General features: G+C 48.9%; 12 protein-coding genes. 11 read left to right on the top strand and 1 reads right to left on the bottom strand.

Annotation, left to right across the window (positions count from 1 at the left end):
• Positions 1-421 precede the first annotated feature (421 nt).
• Positions 422-1,924, top strand: coding sequence for a PLP-dependent aminotransferase family protein (locus PUQ60_RS08955; RefSeq protein WP_273379840.1), 1,503 nt, complete (start codon positions 422-424; stop codon positions 1,922-1,924).
• A 97-nt stretch (positions 1,925-2,021) separates the two neighbouring features.
• Here the strand turns inward: PUQ60_RS08955 and PUQ60_RS08950 are convergent, their stop codons facing one another.
• Positions 2,022-3,437 (bottom strand): spore germination protein, encoded by a 1,416-nt coding sequence (locus tag PUQ60_RS08950; RefSeq protein WP_022360194.1) that lies wholly within the window; start codon positions 3,435-3,437, stop codon positions 2,022-2,024.
• A 53-nt stretch (positions 3,438-3,490) separates the two neighbouring features.
• On the opposite strand from PUQ60_RS08950, the gene PUQ60_RS08945 reads away from it, so the two are divergent.
• From PUQ60_RS08945 to PUQ60_RS08900, 10 genes are all read left to right on the top strand, one after another.
• Positions 3,491-3,646, top strand: coding sequence for a hypothetical protein (locus PUQ60_RS08945; protein WP_273393219.1), 156 nt, complete (start codon positions 3,491-3,493; stop codon positions 3,644-3,646).
• Positions 3,647-3,890: 244 nt separating this feature from the next.
• A complete protein-coding gene (locus PUQ60_RS08940) occupies positions 3,891-8,300 on the top strand; it encodes a hemoblobin-interacting domain-containing protein (RefSeq protein ID WP_273379838.1) in 4,410 nt (1,469 codons plus the stop codon).
• A 21-nt stretch (positions 8,301-8,321) separates the two neighbouring features.
• Entirely contained in the window at positions 8,322-9,458 is a 1,137-nt protein-coding gene (locus tag PUQ60_RS08935) for an FAD:protein FMN transferase (protein ID WP_273379836.1), read from the top strand.
• Between the two features lie 84 nt (positions 9,459-9,542).
• Positions 9,543-10,184, top strand: a complete 642-nt coding sequence (locus tag PUQ60_RS08930; RefSeq protein WP_146143928.1) for a hypothetical protein — start codon at positions 9,543-9,545, stop codon at positions 10,182-10,184.
• A gap of 182 nt (positions 10,185-10,366) precedes the next feature.
• Positions 10,367-10,936, top strand: coding sequence for a biotin transporter BioY (locus PUQ60_RS08925; protein WP_022360190.1), 570 nt, complete (start codon positions 10,367-10,369; stop codon positions 10,934-10,936).
• 135 nt (positions 10,937-11,071) lie between these two features.
• Entirely contained in the window at positions 11,072-12,217 is a 1,146-nt protein-coding gene (locus tag PUQ60_RS08920) for an acetyl-CoA C-acyltransferase (protein WP_273379833.1), read from the top strand.
• Between the two features lie 104 nt (positions 12,218-12,321).
• Entirely contained in the window at positions 12,322-13,629 is a 1,308-nt protein-coding gene (locus PUQ60_RS08915) for an AMP-binding protein (protein WP_273379832.1), read from the top strand.
• A 520-nt stretch (positions 13,630-14,149) separates the two neighbouring features.
• Complete coding sequence (gene ruvA, locus PUQ60_RS08910; protein WP_022360178.1) at positions 14,150-14,773, top strand: Holliday junction branch migration protein RuvA; 624 nt, start codon at positions 14,150-14,152, stop codon at positions 14,771-14,773.
• Between the two features lie 157 nt (positions 14,774-14,930).
• Positions 14,931-15,953 (top strand): Holliday junction branch migration DNA helicase RuvB, encoded by a 1,023-nt coding sequence (ruvB, locus tag PUQ60_RS08905; RefSeq protein ID WP_107001650.1) that lies wholly within the window; start codon positions 14,931-14,933, stop codon positions 15,951-15,953.
• Between the two features lie 88 nt (positions 15,954-16,041).
• On the top strand, positions 16,042-16,552 hold a 511-nt coding region (locus PUQ60_RS08900; protein ID WP_273482936.1), incomplete at its 3' end, for a cell division protein ZapA.

The following is a 16,552-nucleotide window of genomic DNA, read 5'->3' as shown; positions in this document are numbered from 1 at the left end:
AATTGAATCAGCATAAAACAACCTCCTAAATCCTTGTTATAATATATTATATCCGTATTTTTGTGAAAAATCAACGCAAATGAAAAATAAAAATCTGTATAGAGGATTTAATAGAACAGCCTTGTGGAGAGGATATGCGGGGATCTCTTCTTTCTTAGGAAGAAGCGGCTCTTTGATTTCTTCCTCGGAATTTCCGTTAATGGGCACGTATGCGTGAACAGTAACAGTACTCAATTTTGGGGATTGCCTATAAGCAGGAGAAAACGGTATAATTGAGGAAGGCAGTTGGATATAAGGGGTACAAGTGGTGGAGATGAAAAATATTGTGAAGACGGAAAGAGGGCGGTTGTCTGGGATATGGGATGATGCGGATGATCGATGCGGTGCATTGCCGTTTACATAAATAGATAGAGGAAATACGATGGAACTGAATTTAAGCGAACCGGGACAGAGCCGGTATCTGAGAGTATATGAATATTACAAAGAATTGATCGTGTCCGGGCAGATGAAGCCGGGAGCGAAGCTGCCGTCGATCCGCAAATGTTCCCTGCAGCTGCAGCTTTCACGGACGACGGTGGAGACGGCGTATATGCTGCTGGCGGCGGATGGCTATATCATTTCGCGTCCGCAGAGCGGGTTTTATGTAACGGATGCGGTGCTGGCGGCTGCAAACCGGGAGGAAATAGAGCATGGTGTGCCGCATCAGGAGGAACGCCCGGAAATCCGGTATGATTTTGCGTCTTCAAATGTGGATCGGGAGAGCTTCCAGTTTGATTTATGGCGGCGCTATGTCAAGAGCGCTCTGCGCCAGGATGAACGGCTGCTTTCTTATGGTGAACCGCAGGGAGAGCGGGAATTCCGGGAGGCGCTCTGTGCGTATCTGGGGCGCCACCGCAATGTGATCTGTACGCCGGACAGTATCGTAGTGGGGGCGGGTGTGCAGAGTCTCTTGCATATTTTATGCCCGATGCTGCGGGAGCGGAACAGCGCATGGTTTTTTAATCCGTCGTTCCGGCAGGGACGCCAGATTTTTGAGGATTATGGGTTTCGGACCGGGGATATAAGAGAGTATTGGGAAAATAATGATAGGAGGATTGAGTCCTCAAAAAAGGATTTGTGCGGAATAGAAAAGCCAGATGTATGTGCAAGAGAGATGAAAACAGGGTTATCCGAACAGATGTCAGAGGCAATGAGACATACAGGGAAAAGTGTTTGCTATCTGACCCCATCGCAGATGACAGTCTGGGGCGAGGTCATGCCGGTGGGTGACCGGATGAAGCTTTTAAAGGATGCGGCGCGCGAGGATATGCTGATTATTGAGGACGATTACAACAGTGAGTTCCGCTATTATAACCGCCCGACACCGTCCCTGCAGGGGCTTTCCGGCGGGCGGGGCGTCGTGTATCTGGGGACATTTTCAAGGCTGCTTCTGCCATCGATCCGCATGAGCTACATGGTCCTGCCGCCGGATCTGCTGAAACGGTATCAGGATCGGGGGCGTTTTTATAACCAGACGGCGTCCAAGGCAGAGCAGATTGCCCTCTGCCAGTTTATCCGGGACGGACATCTGGAAAGCCAGATCCGAAAGTCCAAGAAATTGTACGCGGCAAAGGCAAAGTGTTTGTGTGATGCGGTGCGGCGCATTTTTGGAGAAAAAGCGCGAACGCATCTGGGCGATGCCGGTTTTCTGGTTCTCATGGAGCTTGACAGCCCGCTTACATCGGCGGAAATTGCTGGGCGTGCGGCACAGGCAGGCGTCGCCGTCCGCCCGGTGGAGTCGGTCGGGAGTCTTTTGGAAAAACAGGAGCATCATTTTCAAGAGGGATATCCGAAGCTCCTGTTGTCCTGTGCCTCGATGGGGGCAGAGCGGTATGAGGAGGCGCTGGAGGTGCTGAAAGGGGTAGTGTATAAGAAAGAAAAATAGAAGATAGATATAGAAGTTAAAATGTCCGCATAAACCACAGCCAGTACCCGGAACCATCCGGGCAGTTGTGGGTATGCGGACATTTTATGCGACATTCTTACCCGTTTTTCTCCTCATGCGGCAGCCGGTTCCGGAGCAGCCGCTTTTTTAATTCACTCCAGTGAAATGGAATTAGCGGGTAAATATAACTTTTTCCGGCGATTGTCCGGTTAAAGACAAGGCAGCCGACGGCAATGAGTGTTCCTGCGATGAAGCCCCAGAGATTGAGGAAAAAGGTCAGAATCAGGAGCAGGACGCGCATGAATTTGAGTGCGTAGCCGAGTTCGAAGCTCGTCATCGAGTAGTTGGCGATCGTGACGAACGCCATATAGAGCATCGTCTCGCTGTTGAACCAGCCGGATTTGACCGAGTATTCTCCAAGCACGATACCGGCGATGACACTGAGCGGTGTCGTCAGCATGCTGGGGGTGTTGACTGCCGCGAGCCGCAGACCATCGATGGCAAATTCCAGGATCAGGAGCTGATAGATCAGCGCCACATGGATCTCGTCGGTGACACGGATAAAAGCGAGCCATTCCGGGATCCAGCCGGGATTCTGCATAAAAAGCAGCCACAGCGGTGTCAGAAATAAGGTCAGAAAAAAGATGACCGTGCGCGACAGGCGCAGATAGGTGCCGGTCAGCGGTGGAAAATAGTAGTCGTCGGCTTCCTCGATGATATCGAAAACAGAGGATGGCAGAATCATTGCGGATGGCGAATTGTCCACCAGAATGATGATATTTCCTTCCAGAATCGAGGCAGCGGAGGTATCCGGACGCTCTGAAAAACGAAATTTTGGGAACGGATTGAACCATTTGTGCGGATAAATACATTCGGCAAGGCTTTCCTGGTTCATCGAGAGGGCATCGACATGCACTTTTTGAATCCGGGTGCGGATGCGGTTTAAAAGTTCGGTGTCCACCCGGTTTTCCATGTAGCAGATGGCGATATCGGTGTGCGAACTTTCCCCGATATTCATGATTTCCATCCGCAGCTTTGGATCGCGGATGCGCCGCCGGATCAGAGCCGTATTGAACACAAGGGTTTCGACAAAACCATCGCGCGAGCCGCGCAATACCTTATCCTTTTCAGGTTCGCTGACTCCGCGGGCGGGATAGGTGCGGCAGTCTATTGTGAGTGCCTGTGCATACCCGTCGATCAGAAGAAAAGGAACACCGGAGAGAAGCTGGATAATCAGCGCGTCCGAATCCGTTTCCAGCCCGATTTCGCCGTAGGCGAGGTAGAGGGCGGCAAAATCGTTTGCATTGTCAGGCATCTGGGCGGTTTCAATGCTGCTCATCGCCTGCAGCACTTTTAAAAGCGTATCGTCCTTGGTAAAACCATCAATACAATAGAGGCAGGCATCGCGCCCGCCGATCATCAGGTTCCGATCTACGACATCAAAACTGATGTCCGGTCGGAGCTTTTTTTGAAAAAAAGTCCGGTTATTTTCAATGGATGAAGAAATCTGCATCGTGTAAATCTCCTATCAGAGAAGCCAATATCAGTGACCGCGAAGGGACTGGAATGGGACAAAATGTTTACAGATGGAGTATGTGCGAAAAGGATAAAAATATACGAAATGAAGCAAACAGAAAAAAATTCTCAAAATATGTTTTTTTAAAATTCATGGCAAGCGAGGCAATATCAGGGAAAAAGGCGGAAAAAATCGCTGCAAAATGAGACTTAACATGTGCTGAATGGAAAAAGAAATTTGCATGTTAGTTTTAGCAACTAAAAAAGTAATGCTTTATTGAGAATAAAATTCAATTAAAAATAGATAAAAATTCTCATTTTTAAACAGATTTAAATAATTGACAGATTTTATTAGATTAGTGTATACTAACCTCCTCGGCTGCCTGAGTTAGGGATGCCTAATCCAGTGCGGAGAGTAAGATATTACAAAAGATTATATGGAGGAATATGTATGAAAGGTAAGGGAAGATCCCGGCAGGCAATTCTGGCAGCGGTAACCGTGTTAGCGGCGGCGCAGGCAGGTACTGCTTATGCTTCAACCGGACCGGCATCGGAGTCCGGAGTACAGACCGGCGCCTGGATTCAGGAAGGACAGGACTGGAAATATCAGGGAACGGACGGAACGCTTAAGACTGGATGGGTCAAGACCGAGAGCGGCTGGTATTATCTGGATCCGCAGACCGGACGGATGATGACTGGATGGATCACCGTCGATGGACGCCGGTACTATATGAACACAACTGCCGATGGCGTGGAAGGACAGATGCGCCGCGGCTGGTGGAAGGACAATGCAGGAAAATGGTATTTCTTCAGCACTGCATCCGATGGAACGGAAGGTATGACCGTGACCGGATGGCAGTGGATTGATGGAAAATGCTATTATTTTGATAACTTGAGTGCAGAAAACTATGGTCAGATGCACACCGAAGGTCGGACGCCGGACGGCTACAGCGTCAATGCGGATGGACAGTGGGTCAATGAAAATGGAGAGGTCCAGACCCGTGCGGATAGAGGTTATGCGAGCAGCCCGGCAGCAGACGGCAACGGAAGCAGCGTATCAGGAGGCGGTTCGGGGAATTCCGGCAGTTCCGGCGGCAGCCATTCGGGGGGCTCTGGAAGCAACAGTAATTCCGGAAATAACAGTAATTCTGGAAATAACGGTAATTCCGGGAATGACGGAAATCAGAATGGCGGAAATGCCGGAGATAACGGAAACACTGAAAATCCAGACAAGCCGCAGATGGTTTCGCTGGTAGATGAGACGAAGACAAAGCTTACCGAAGTAAATTCCCTGGGCTGGTGGCTTCCGATCGCATTTGATGAGGGATACAATGCAGGCAATACGGTCGTTAAGGTCGATGGAAAAGATGTAACCAATCTTTTAACGCCGATCACAGATGACGGAAGTATGGCAAAACTGGCGCTTCTCGGTACGCCGGGCAAAGTAACCGTCAGCAGCAAAGAAGATGCGGCAAAGGAAGAGACGGTGGTTCTGAGCAATGAGAGCCAGGAAGATGCTGTATATGAGGAAAACGACGGCTATCTGCCTGAGAAGATTCTGACGCATGAGTCAGTTGCTTACTGGGACTATTATCTGACCAATTACGATGAAAACGGAAATCCCCGCATTTCTCCGAAAAAGACTACTTATAACTTGAATGAAGAGAAACAGACTCATCCGAGCTATTCGCCGGATGCGGTTCTTCCAAAAAATGGAAAAGCAGCCGTTACCATTCTGTTTAACTATAATACAGACGAGGAAAAAGAGTGGTTTGACGGCATCCGCAAACTGGAGCTGGTTGAATACGATGAGCAGAAGAACACAATCAATTCAAGCCTCGTATTTGACAGTGAAAAGAATGTGGCGCACGGACAGGGACGCGTTGGACAGCTGACTATCCAGACAGGACAGAGCAATTTCTACAATAATGGACGTTATTATGTGCGGGTTGTATCGTCGGCAGGCGGTTCCGCGCTCGTCCCGATTCATGTCGTCAATGAGACAGTACCGACGCTGGAGCTTAAGGAAACACCGCAGTCCGGTAAGAATCTCCATTTTGCAGTCAGCGATCTGGTATACGCAATTGAGACACCGATCGAGCGTGTGACCCTGGAAGATCCGAACGGAACAGTAAGCGACCTTAAGATGCTCGATGACTGGTATCTCTACAGCCAGGATTTATTTGTTCTGTACAATGATAATACAGACCATCTGCCATACAAGGGCAATTACAAGATCACGGTATATGCAAATGGTTTCCGGTCATTCTCCAAGAGCTTCAAGGTGACAACGGGCGCAGAGCCGGTAAAAGAGAAGGAACAGACCAATGGCCAGAAAATGGCGGCATACGGATTCGACGGTATCAGCACCGCATCGACTGGTTCCAGCGGAAGTGGAAGCTCCAGCGGCAGCAGCTCAGGAAGCTCTGCAATCTCTGCAAACCTGATTTTTGATTCCGATCTGCTTGTAAATGCACATCTCCTTGAACAGACCAAGATGGAAAATGATGCGTCCAAGGCAGTGATGGAGTGGTGGTACAATGCGATTCCGGATGCAGTCTTTGATACTGGAGATGATGATTTCTTCAGATGGACAGACTACGTAAATAAGAGCGAGAATCAGAAATACGAAGAGAACAGAATGCTTCCATTTGCAGATTACCGTGAAAATGGAGCATTGGATCCGAATCATCCGGCAACGGCAAAAGAGGTTCTCGAAGATGGTCTGCTCGGCGATATCCAGTACAATGGAAACTTCTCCCGTCAGGATGCACCGGCGATTACAGTTGTACAGAACAAAGAGGGCGAGCCGGTAGTCCTGCAGACAGAGGATACAGAGTATATCGAGGCGGTTCAGAGTATCGTTGTCAACGGAAACTGGCAGGCACTCAGCAAGGACAAATATTCCATCGATAAAGAAGCAGGCACCATTACCATTGAGGCGGATGTATTCAAGGCTGGTGAGGAGTATAAGTTGACTGTCGATGCAACGGGATATAAGAGCCAGAGTATCGCATTTACATACGATAAGGTGCTGGAAAACGATTTATCGCTGAACGTTGATTATGCGGATGATAAAGAGGCGTTTGCAGCTGAGAAAAAAGAAGATTCTAATAAGACCTACTATTTTGCAAATGCTGAATTTACCGTTAATGGCAGCAAGGGAGATTTCCTGAAGAACCTGAAATCTGTTACCCTGCTTTCTGACGAGGAAGATGCGGTTGAGAGAAATATCTACACGAAGGGCGTGTCCAGTAGCAACGATGTTTACTATGAAGTATCCGGGGATGGCAAGAAGCTGATTCTTCACCAGGTTCAGCCGGGAACTTATAAACTGACACTTCGTTCGAATTACTACACAGAGGCCCTGAGATGTGAATTTGTGGTTGAGAAGGAAGAGGAAGAAATTAAGGAAGAGATGGCAGCTCCAGAAGTAGTGGAGTTTAGCAAACATAAAGCCAGTTGGTCATTTGATCCGGATTTTGGACGTGCTTCTTTTAAAGCTTCAAAGGGAACGAGTGTAAAAGACTACTTGACTAAGATTACGTCCGTGAAGGTTGGAAATAAAGAGTATACGAAAGCTGCTTACAGCCTTAGTTCGTATAACCCTACATGGAAGATGACAGATGCAGATGATCCATATAACAATGTACAGGATTTTGATTGCATCGATTTCACTTTAGACGGTTTCAGCACCGAAGAAAGCACCGACGTAACGATCCAGGCAGAAGGATACAAAGAGCTTACCTTTACAGTTACAAAGGATATGAAGTTAGCGGGTAACGAAGAGAAACTGCTTCCAGCACCGGAACTGACAGGCAGCACTACGGTTGATGAGGGAGAACCGCTGGTTCTGACTGGTGATGAAGAGTATCTGAAAGCAATTAAGTCTGTAAAAGTAACTGGCAATGATGCGGAGGAAGATGTTGCGCTTGGATTTGCAGTAAATGGTACAACATTGACAATTCAGACAAGCGCACTGGATAGTGGTCTGAATGAGGTTGTGATCGAAGCAAAAGGTTACAAGAATCAGTCGATCACGGTTACAGTTGAGAGCCAGAAAGCAGATACAGAAATTGAGGTTTCCAGTGTTGTAAAAGAGAGTGGTTGGACAGGAGATTATTTACTGATTCGCTTCAATGGAGTTGAGGGAGAAAAGTTAAAAACCTTCTTAAAGGAGATTGATTCGGTTGAGGTGAATGGAACAGAGTATAGCAAGGCATCCGTTTCTTCGTTCCTTGGAAGTGGTGAGTTTGCACCGCATGCAACGGATACATCTTATAGCAATGATAATTATGATTGTTTAAAGGTTTCAGCGTCCGGATTGAGTGAAGAAGAGGATAATGAAATTCTTATCTACACTAAGAATAACGGAACGATTGAGTGCAAACTTGATAAAAACTGGAAATTAATCAAGGAATCCAAAACGCTTCTTGCCGACGAAGTCCTCCCAAGCGAGATCGTCACCACCCCAACCGAGGGAGTAACCACACCGGAGCAAACACCGGCAGAGGACACGACACCGGAAGAGCCGAAGACGAATGACGAAAACAAGGCAGATGTACCGGATGGCGATAAGAAGAACGAGACAGACGATGCGAACAAGGCACCGGAAGTAGACGAGGACAAGAAAGAGGATTCGGACGAGTCCAAGGATACTTCGGATGAGAAGAAAGACGAAACTTCAGATAAAGGCGATGCTGACAAGGATGATTCGAAAGATGAATCCGGCGAAACTGGTGACGATTCCAAGAAGGATGAGACCGGTGACGTAAAAGATGATACTTCTGATAAGGAAGAATCCGACGGAGGTAAAGGCGATGCTTCTGAGAAAGAAGAGTCTGTTTCTGAAGAAGAGTAGTTGTATTTAAAGGAGTAAAAATTGAAACAGAAGTGGTGGATTTTATTAACTCTGCTGCTGTGTGGCTGCGGTGCTTCATCGCAGCCGGATCAAACGGGGACGGTCCAGAATGACCGTCCTCGTTTATCTGCGTCTACGGAAGAGACGGCAGAAAATGTGGCAGCAGTAGAAAAAAACGAAAATTTAGAGAAAAATCCCTCAAATTCGAACCAGAATCCGGGAGAAGGGCAGAACTGGACGGTGTTTGCGATGGATACTGTGATGCAGTTTGACGCCTACGGCGGAAGTGCAAATTTGCAGGAAAAAGTGAAACGGCGGGTGGAAGAGCTGGAAGGGGAGTTTTCGACAACGCAGGAAAACAGCGATATTTTTCATCTGAACCAGGAGAAAACAGCGGAACTTTCAGCGGATACGCGTTATCTGATGCAGGAGGCACTGGTGCTGGGAGCAGAAACAGATGGTGCGCTCGATATTTCGATTTACCCGGTTGTGCAAAGCTGGGGATTTACAACGGGAAATTACCGGGTCCCCAGTGAGAGCGAGCGGGAAAGCCTGCTTAAATCGGTCGATTATCGTCTGGTCGGTTTAGAAGCAGATACGGCGTCGATCGAGCCGGGAATGATGGTGGATCTAGGCGGCGTCGGAAAGGGATTTACCGGGGATGAGGTGGTAAAAACCATGAAGGGGGACGGCGTGACGAGCGCACTGTTCAGTCTTGGAGGCAATATCCAGACGATCGGAACAAAACCGGATGGCGAGAAATGGTATGTCGGCATCAAAGATCCGGAGAGCGACGGCTATCTGGGCGGAGTCAGGGTGCAGGATGAGGCGGTCATTACCTCCGGCGGCTATGAGCGCTATTTCACGGATGATGACGGAACAATTTACTGGCATATCATGGATCCGTCCACTGGGGCGCCGGCGCATAGCGGGCTGATTTCTGTGACAATCATTGGACCGTGCGGACTGCGCTGCGATGGGCTTTCGACCGCCCTGTTTGTCATGGGACGGGAAAAGGCAGCGGCACACTGGGCGGCGCATCAGGACTATGAGGCAGTCCTGATTGACGAGAGCGGCACGATCTGGCTGACGCCGGGCTTAAAAGACCGATTTATTCCGGTGGATCAGGGGGAGACGCGGGAGATTCGGATATTGTGATTCTGGAACAGATCTAGTATAATGAGCAGAGAAAAGTGCATGCGAGTCAGATTTACAATTTATAACGAAGAGGTCGAAAATACCGTGAATGATAGATTGAAAAAGAAGCTTCTTTGCTTTGAGCGCGCTCTCTCCACATTGGAAGGATACGAGGGCTGGATGATAGGCACAACTACACTTCATCTGGACTGGCAGCCCAAACAGGGGGAGAATGAGTTTTGCCATACCAAATTAACTCCAGAAATCATCAAAAAAGGTCGCTCGGCAATCCGGGTCCGCATAGCGGTAGCGGAGGAGGAAAAGGAACGGGAAAATGAGGAGATGGAAGTGCTGCTGGTAAAACCGCGCCAGAGCGTCCTTGTCCCGGAAAAAGAGAAAATGCCGCTCATGAAAGCAATTACGGAACTGGGAAGTGAGGATGATGATACGCTGGCATTTAGCCGCAGCCAGATGGAAGAATATCTCCGGGAGGCGGCAGATACCAATCCGATCCATCAGGGAGAAGCGGCAGTTCTGCCGGGGTTTCTTGTTATGAATGCCTGCCTGCTTCGTCTGTGGAAGAAGGGCTGGATGAAGGGACAGACCGCTCTGGAAGTACGTTTTCTTGCCCCACTTCGTCCTGATGAGGAGGTATATCTGTCGGATTCGGGGCAGGAGGGAAGAAACGCGGTGTATCTGAGAACGAAGCAAGAGGGAAAAGAAATTCTTTCGATTACAGAAAAATAGGGATGCCGATGATAAAGTGGGTGCAGAGGAGCTATGGGTGCATATGTAAACCATTTATAAAAACAAGGTTGACAATCCCTTGAAATTCCGATATACTCTTTTCTAGCAAAGATTCTCTGTGTGTGATTCATAGGAAAATGCATTACACGGCTTAGAATTTTATCACTGAGGAGGTATATATAATGAGTTCAGAGACAAGTGCAGTGAACGTACACGGCGCATGGAGCGCGAAGCGGCTTACACTTTTGGCGATGATGCTGGCTCTTATCAGTGTGTCTTCGTATATTGCGATTCCGCTTCCGTTTTCGGATGCAAAGATCACAGCGCAGACGATGATTGTCAACCTGATCGGTCTGCTGATTGCACCACAGGATACCATTTTAGTTATGGCGAGCTGGCTGCTGTTAGGCTTATGCGGCGTGCCGGTATTCAGCGGCGGAAGCGCAGGACCGGGAAAACTGCTTGGACCGAGCGGCGGTTACTATATCGGATTTCTGGTTGTAGCGTTCCTGATTTCCCTGTTTTGCCGGAAATGGAAAAATGTTGCATTCCAGACAGCGTTCCTGATTGTAGTTGGTATTCCGGTGATTTACGCATTCGGTGCAGGCTGGATGAAACACGTGACCGGACAGCCGTGGGGTGCAGTTATCGTGCAGTCGATAATTCCGTTTATTCCGCTGGACATCGTTAAGTGTGTGGCAGCGGTAGCACTTGGAAAGGCGCTGAAGCGGACGGGCTTATTTGGAAATTAGATAGAAAATAAAGATGGGATGTGGTAGTGAACAGAATCAGCCTTTTAGTGCAGAAATGCAGCCAGGAGGCATGAGGAGTCCGTTGCCGCATCCCTTTAATTTTAATTAGGAATAGAAGAAAAACAGGAGAAAAGTATGAATCACGTATATATTCTGGGCGGTTTGCGCAGTTACGTCGGGGTGAAAGATGGAATGTACCGTCATATCCCGGCGGAAAAGCTGGGGGCGGAGGTGCTGCGGGAGGTGGTTTCGCGATTTGAGCTTCCAACCGATGCGATCGACTATATAATAGGAGGAAATGCGGTCGGGGGAGGCGGCAATATCACGCGTCTGGCGGCACTTTCGGCAGGGTTTCCAGAGCGGATTCCGGCGGTTACTTTGGATCTGCAGTGCGGGTCGGCGCTGGAGGCGATCAGCGCGGCAGCAGCCAAGATTGAGAGCGGGATGGCGGATCTGGTCATTGCCGGGGGAATGGAGAGTTCTTCGGTACAGCCGTACCGCATGATGTCCCCGAACCATCCGGAGTATGACGGTGGAAAGGTGTATACGGTTGCACAGTTTGTGCCGGGAAAGCGCGGCGAGCAGGTTATGTTAGAGGGCGCGGAGGAGACTGCGATCCGGGAAAATGTCTCTAAGGAAGAGATGGACACCTGGGTGCTCCGGAGCCATAAGAGGGCGGCGCAGGCGCGCAAAGAGGGAATATTGGAGGATATAACGGTTTCCATCGACGGCAGCAGCCGGGATGAGGGAATCCGTCCGACAATGAGCCAGCGTCTGATCGACCGCCTGCCGTATCTGCTTCCAAATGGCACGAAAATCACGGCGGCAAATGCGTGCCTGATGCACGATGGCGCGGCATTTGTGGTACTTTGTTCGGAACGGTTTTTGCGGGAACAGGGACGGAAAGCAGAATGCCGTTTCCGGTTTGGTACAGCGATCGGGGATGATCCGATGATGAGCCCAAAATCAGCCGTCAGCGCTGCTAAGGCGATACTTGCAAAAACGGGGCATTCTTATCAGGAGATCGATGCTTTTGAGGTCAATGAAGCGTTTGCCGTTATTGATGTTCTATTTGAACGTGCATTTCCGGGGATTGAAGACCGTTATAATATCTGGGGCGGGGCACTTGCCTATGGGCATCCATATGGAGTCTCCGGCGCAATGATTCTGCTGCATCTGATGAAAGCACTGGAACATAAAAATGGGCATTTGGGAATGTGCTGCGTGGCAGCCGCCGGAGGGATCGGAAGCAGTATTCTGGTGGAGAAAGTAATGAAGTAGATGAAGACAGTGCTTGAATGATATAAAAAGTAAATGTGGTAAATTTAAAAGCTCAAATTGGTAAAAAGTTCTATATAAAAATAAGTAAAAGACAGGAATTAATCATGAAAGAAATACAGACACAACGTATAAATACATATCTGGATGCGCTCCGGGCATACCCGCCAGAGTGGGAAGCCCTGATCACGGAGAAAGAGCGCTATACGTTCGGGGAGCTCATCGAGGCGGCAGAACGTGTAAGGAAACATCCGAAAGAGATAGAAGAAAAACAGGGAAAACGTCACATCCACTGGATCCAGGAACCGACGATCGCGCATCAGCTTATTCAGTTTCTGGCATATGGAGACGGAAATACGGTTCCGGTGATTGCACCGTCCGATGTAAAAATTTCCGATGAATTGCGTGACGTGACACCTCCGGAAGGGGCATATATGGGTGTGATGACGTCGGGAACCTCCGGTCGTCAGAAAGTATTGTTCCGCTCCTTTGAAAGCTGGCACGATTTTTTTAAGCTTCAGAATAAAATTTTCAAAATGGGAGAGGGAAGCATTACGTTTATGCAGGGGAGCCTGGCGTTTACGGGCAACCTGAACCTTTATATGGCGCAGCTTGCGTCCGGCGGAAGCGTCGTTGCGGCGGATTCCTTTGATCCGCGCCTCTGGAAGCGGATGATCGAGGCAGAACAGGCGACCTGCGTCTATCTGATTCCGGTCAAGCTGCGGGCGCTGCGGCGTATCTATGAGCGGGAACAGGCGGTCAATTACCGGATTATTTCTTTTGTCAGCGGCTCCCAGAGTATGGGCGGTGGGGAGGCAGTGCAGTTTAAAAAGGCATTTCCCGAAGCGGAGATTACATTGTATTATGGCGCCAGCGAGCTGAACTATATTACCTATATCCATGGAAGTGAGATGAAAGAAGATACGACGCTGGTTGGCCGTGCATTTCCAGAGGTGGATGTCTGGATTGAAAACGACCATTTCCATGTAAAAACGCGGTATGGAATTCTTGGAATTGGAAATGACGCGGTGATTGGGGACTGCGGTCACACAGATGCAGAGGGACTCTTCTATTTTGATGGGAGGGATGATGATATCTGCAACATAAATGGGAGAAAAGTGTCATCCCTCCGGATCGAAGAGGCGGTGCGGACATTTCCGGGAGTGGCAGAGACGGCAGTGAAGGCAGTCCATGAGCATGGGCGCGATTATCTGAAAGTGTGGATTGTGTGGGAGAAAGAAGCTGAAAGGGAAGAAATTGCCGGAAGTGACAGCGGAAAATGTGGTTGTACCAATATGGCAATTCGGGAATTTTTGGCAGAAAGACTGGCAGATTATGAGATTCCACGCGAATTTGTCTTTCTAAAGGAGTTTCCAAAGACTGAAAGCGGAAAGATTCGTAAAAAAGAACTGTGAAAATTGCTTTTTCTTATCAAAAAAGAAAATGGTTTATTGTGCAAAATGACAAAAGGAAGACATAGGGGCAGCTTATGGAGATGCACTGATGGCAGCGATTGGAGTCGGATTCTACCAAGGTTTTTCAGATTTGCGCCAAGTAATCCAAAAGAAATGTATTTATAAGTCGGATTTAGGACAATAAGCGGGAATCCTCGGCAATTCAATTACCGAGATGAAAGCGCAGGAGTGTGCATATCTGCACAATGCAAATAGTATAATAATTCTCATCCTTTGGAAAGGCTTTTTGACTGTAATCATTGATATTACAATTGAAAAGCTTTTTCATTTATAGGTTCCCGATAACGTGTAAAAATGAAATTCAATCAACCGGACAGAATATATGTTCGAAATTCTGCACTTTCCTTGCAATGAAAACTGTGCTATGGTATACTGAAAAGAAGATTTGGAGGCATTTTGAAGCGTTCTTTTTTTAGTTTGAACCAGATCTTGAACCAGTGAGAAAAGAAAGGAATTTACCGTGATTTCGTATGTAAAAGGCATCCTGGCGGAGAAAGCAAAGGACCGTATCGTGGTCGAGTCCGGCATGATGGGGATCGGGATTTTTGTCCCGATGTCGGTGCTGGAAGTTTTACCGCCGCTCGGGGAAGAGGTAAAGATATATACACACCTGCAGGTGCGGGAGGATGATATGAGCCTGTACGGCTTTTTAAGCCGTTCGGATCTGGAGATGTTCCGCCAGCTTCTGGGGGTCAACGGCATTGGTCCGAAGGGGGCACTTGGCATCTTGTCGGCGCTGCGTCCGGAGGATCTGCGTCTTGCGGTTATGACTGGGGATGCGAAGGCGATCTCCCGTGCACCGGGCGTTGGGGCAAAGACGGCACAGCGGATCATTCTCGATTTGAAGGATAAAGTGCAGGCAGAGGATCTGCTGACACCGCTGTTAGATGGCAGTGCGGCGGTTTCGCCGGCTGCGGGAAACGGGCTTTCAGGCAATGCAGTGAAGGAAGCCGTGGAGGCGCTGGTGGCGCTGGGATATACGAATGCCGAGGCGGTGAAGGCGGTCAAGAGCGCCAATGTGACGGAAGAGATGGATTCCGAGGCGGTATTGAAGGCATCGCTGAAATATCTGGCGTTTTTGTAAAACAACCTATGTGTCGGACATTCGAAATTGCAGGATCATAGAAAATAGTGGTGCTTGTGCGTCAGATGAAAATTTGGAATGTGTGGCAGATATGAGAAAATGGAACTGTCATGGCTTAATTGAATGAGAGAGAAAACAGGAAAGACAGGAAACAAGTATGAGCAGAAGGACGATTACAACCGAGGTAACGGAGGAGGATAAGCGGATTGAGGGAAGTCTCCGCCCGCAGACCTTAGACGAATATATCGGTCAGGAGCGGATCAAATCGACGTTAAAGGTATTTATCCATGCGGCGAAATCCCGCGGTGAGGCGCTTGACCATGTTCTTTTCTATGGACCGCCGGGATTGGGAAAGACGACACTTAGCGGCATTATCGCCAATGAGATGGGAACCCGCATGAAGGTTACTTCCGGTCCGGCAATCGAGAAACCAGGGGAGATTGCGGCGATTCTCAACGGGCTCCAGGAGGGAGACGTCCTCTTTGTGGATGAGATTCACCGCTTAAACCGCCAGGTGGAAGAGGTGCTTTATCCGGCGATGGAGGACTATGCGATCGATATCATGTTGGGAAAAGATTCGACGGCGCGCTCGATTCGTCTGGATCTGCCGAAATTTACGCTGGTAGGCGCGACGACACGCGCGGGGCTTCTGACGGCGCCGCTGCGCGACCGCTTTGGCATCGTGCAGAAGATGGATTTTTATACGCCTGAAGAGCTGCAGACGATTGTCCTGCGGACGGCGGGAGTTCTGAATGTGGAGATTGATAAGACGGGCGCCTATGAGATTGCGAGACGTTCGAGAGGAACGCCGCGTCTGGCAAACCGACTGTTAAAACGTGTGAGGGACTTTGCACAGGTCAAGTACAACGGCGTGATTACGAAAGAAGTCGCGGATTTTGCACTGGATATCCTTGATGTGGACAAGCTGGGACTTGACAACAACGACCGTGCGATCTTACATATGATTATCGACAAGTTTTCCGGCGGTCCGGTCGGACTGGAGACGCTGGCGGCAGCGCTGGGCGAGGATGCTGGGACACTGGAAGATGTGTATGAACCGTATCTTCTGATGAACGGTCTGCTCAACCGGACTCCGCGCGGGCGGATGGCGACCGAAGCAGCGTATCGGCATCTCGGGTATGCCTGGAATCAAGCAAAAAACGGTATTTCTGAGATTTGATATTTGATTGATTTGAAGGTGGTATTTCTGTGTGGGTGACGTGACAACGTCGAACCATATTTATTATAGATAGAAAGAAGAGAATGCGATGGCAAAACAGTATATAGATGTATTAATTGATGGAAAAGTGTATAGCCTGGGCGGCAGTGAGACGGAAGGATATGTACAGCAGATTGCCACGTATCTGAATGGGAAGATTTTCCAGCTCAAGGCGCAGCCGGGATTTTTGAAAATGCCGGAAGACTACCAGAGTATTATGACTTATCTGAATCTGGCGGATGATTATTTTAAAGAAAAAGAGAGTGCGAAGGCACTTGCATCCGACAAAGAGAGCATGGAAAAAGAGACATATCGTCTGAAACATGAGATGGTCAGTACCCAGATGAAGCTCGAGAGTCTCCGCAATGAGCGCACCGTCAGCGAGGAAGAACTGGAGACGGCAAAAAAGGCGGCAAAAGAGGCAGCTGAGCAGGCGGAAGCTGCTAAAAATGAGGTACAGGCACAGATCGAGCGTGTGAAAAAAGAAACGCAGGAGCAGATCGAGGCTGTGAAGAAAACAGCACAGGAACAGGTTGAGTCTGCAAGAAAAGAAGCGCAGG

It is taken from the genome of Clostridium sp. AF02-29, assembly GCF_934835585.1.
GTDB lineage: Bacteria > Bacillota > Clostridia > Lachnospirales > Lachnospiraceae > Otoolea > Otoolea fessa.
This window is presented reverse-complemented; position numbering and strand designations above follow the sequence as displayed.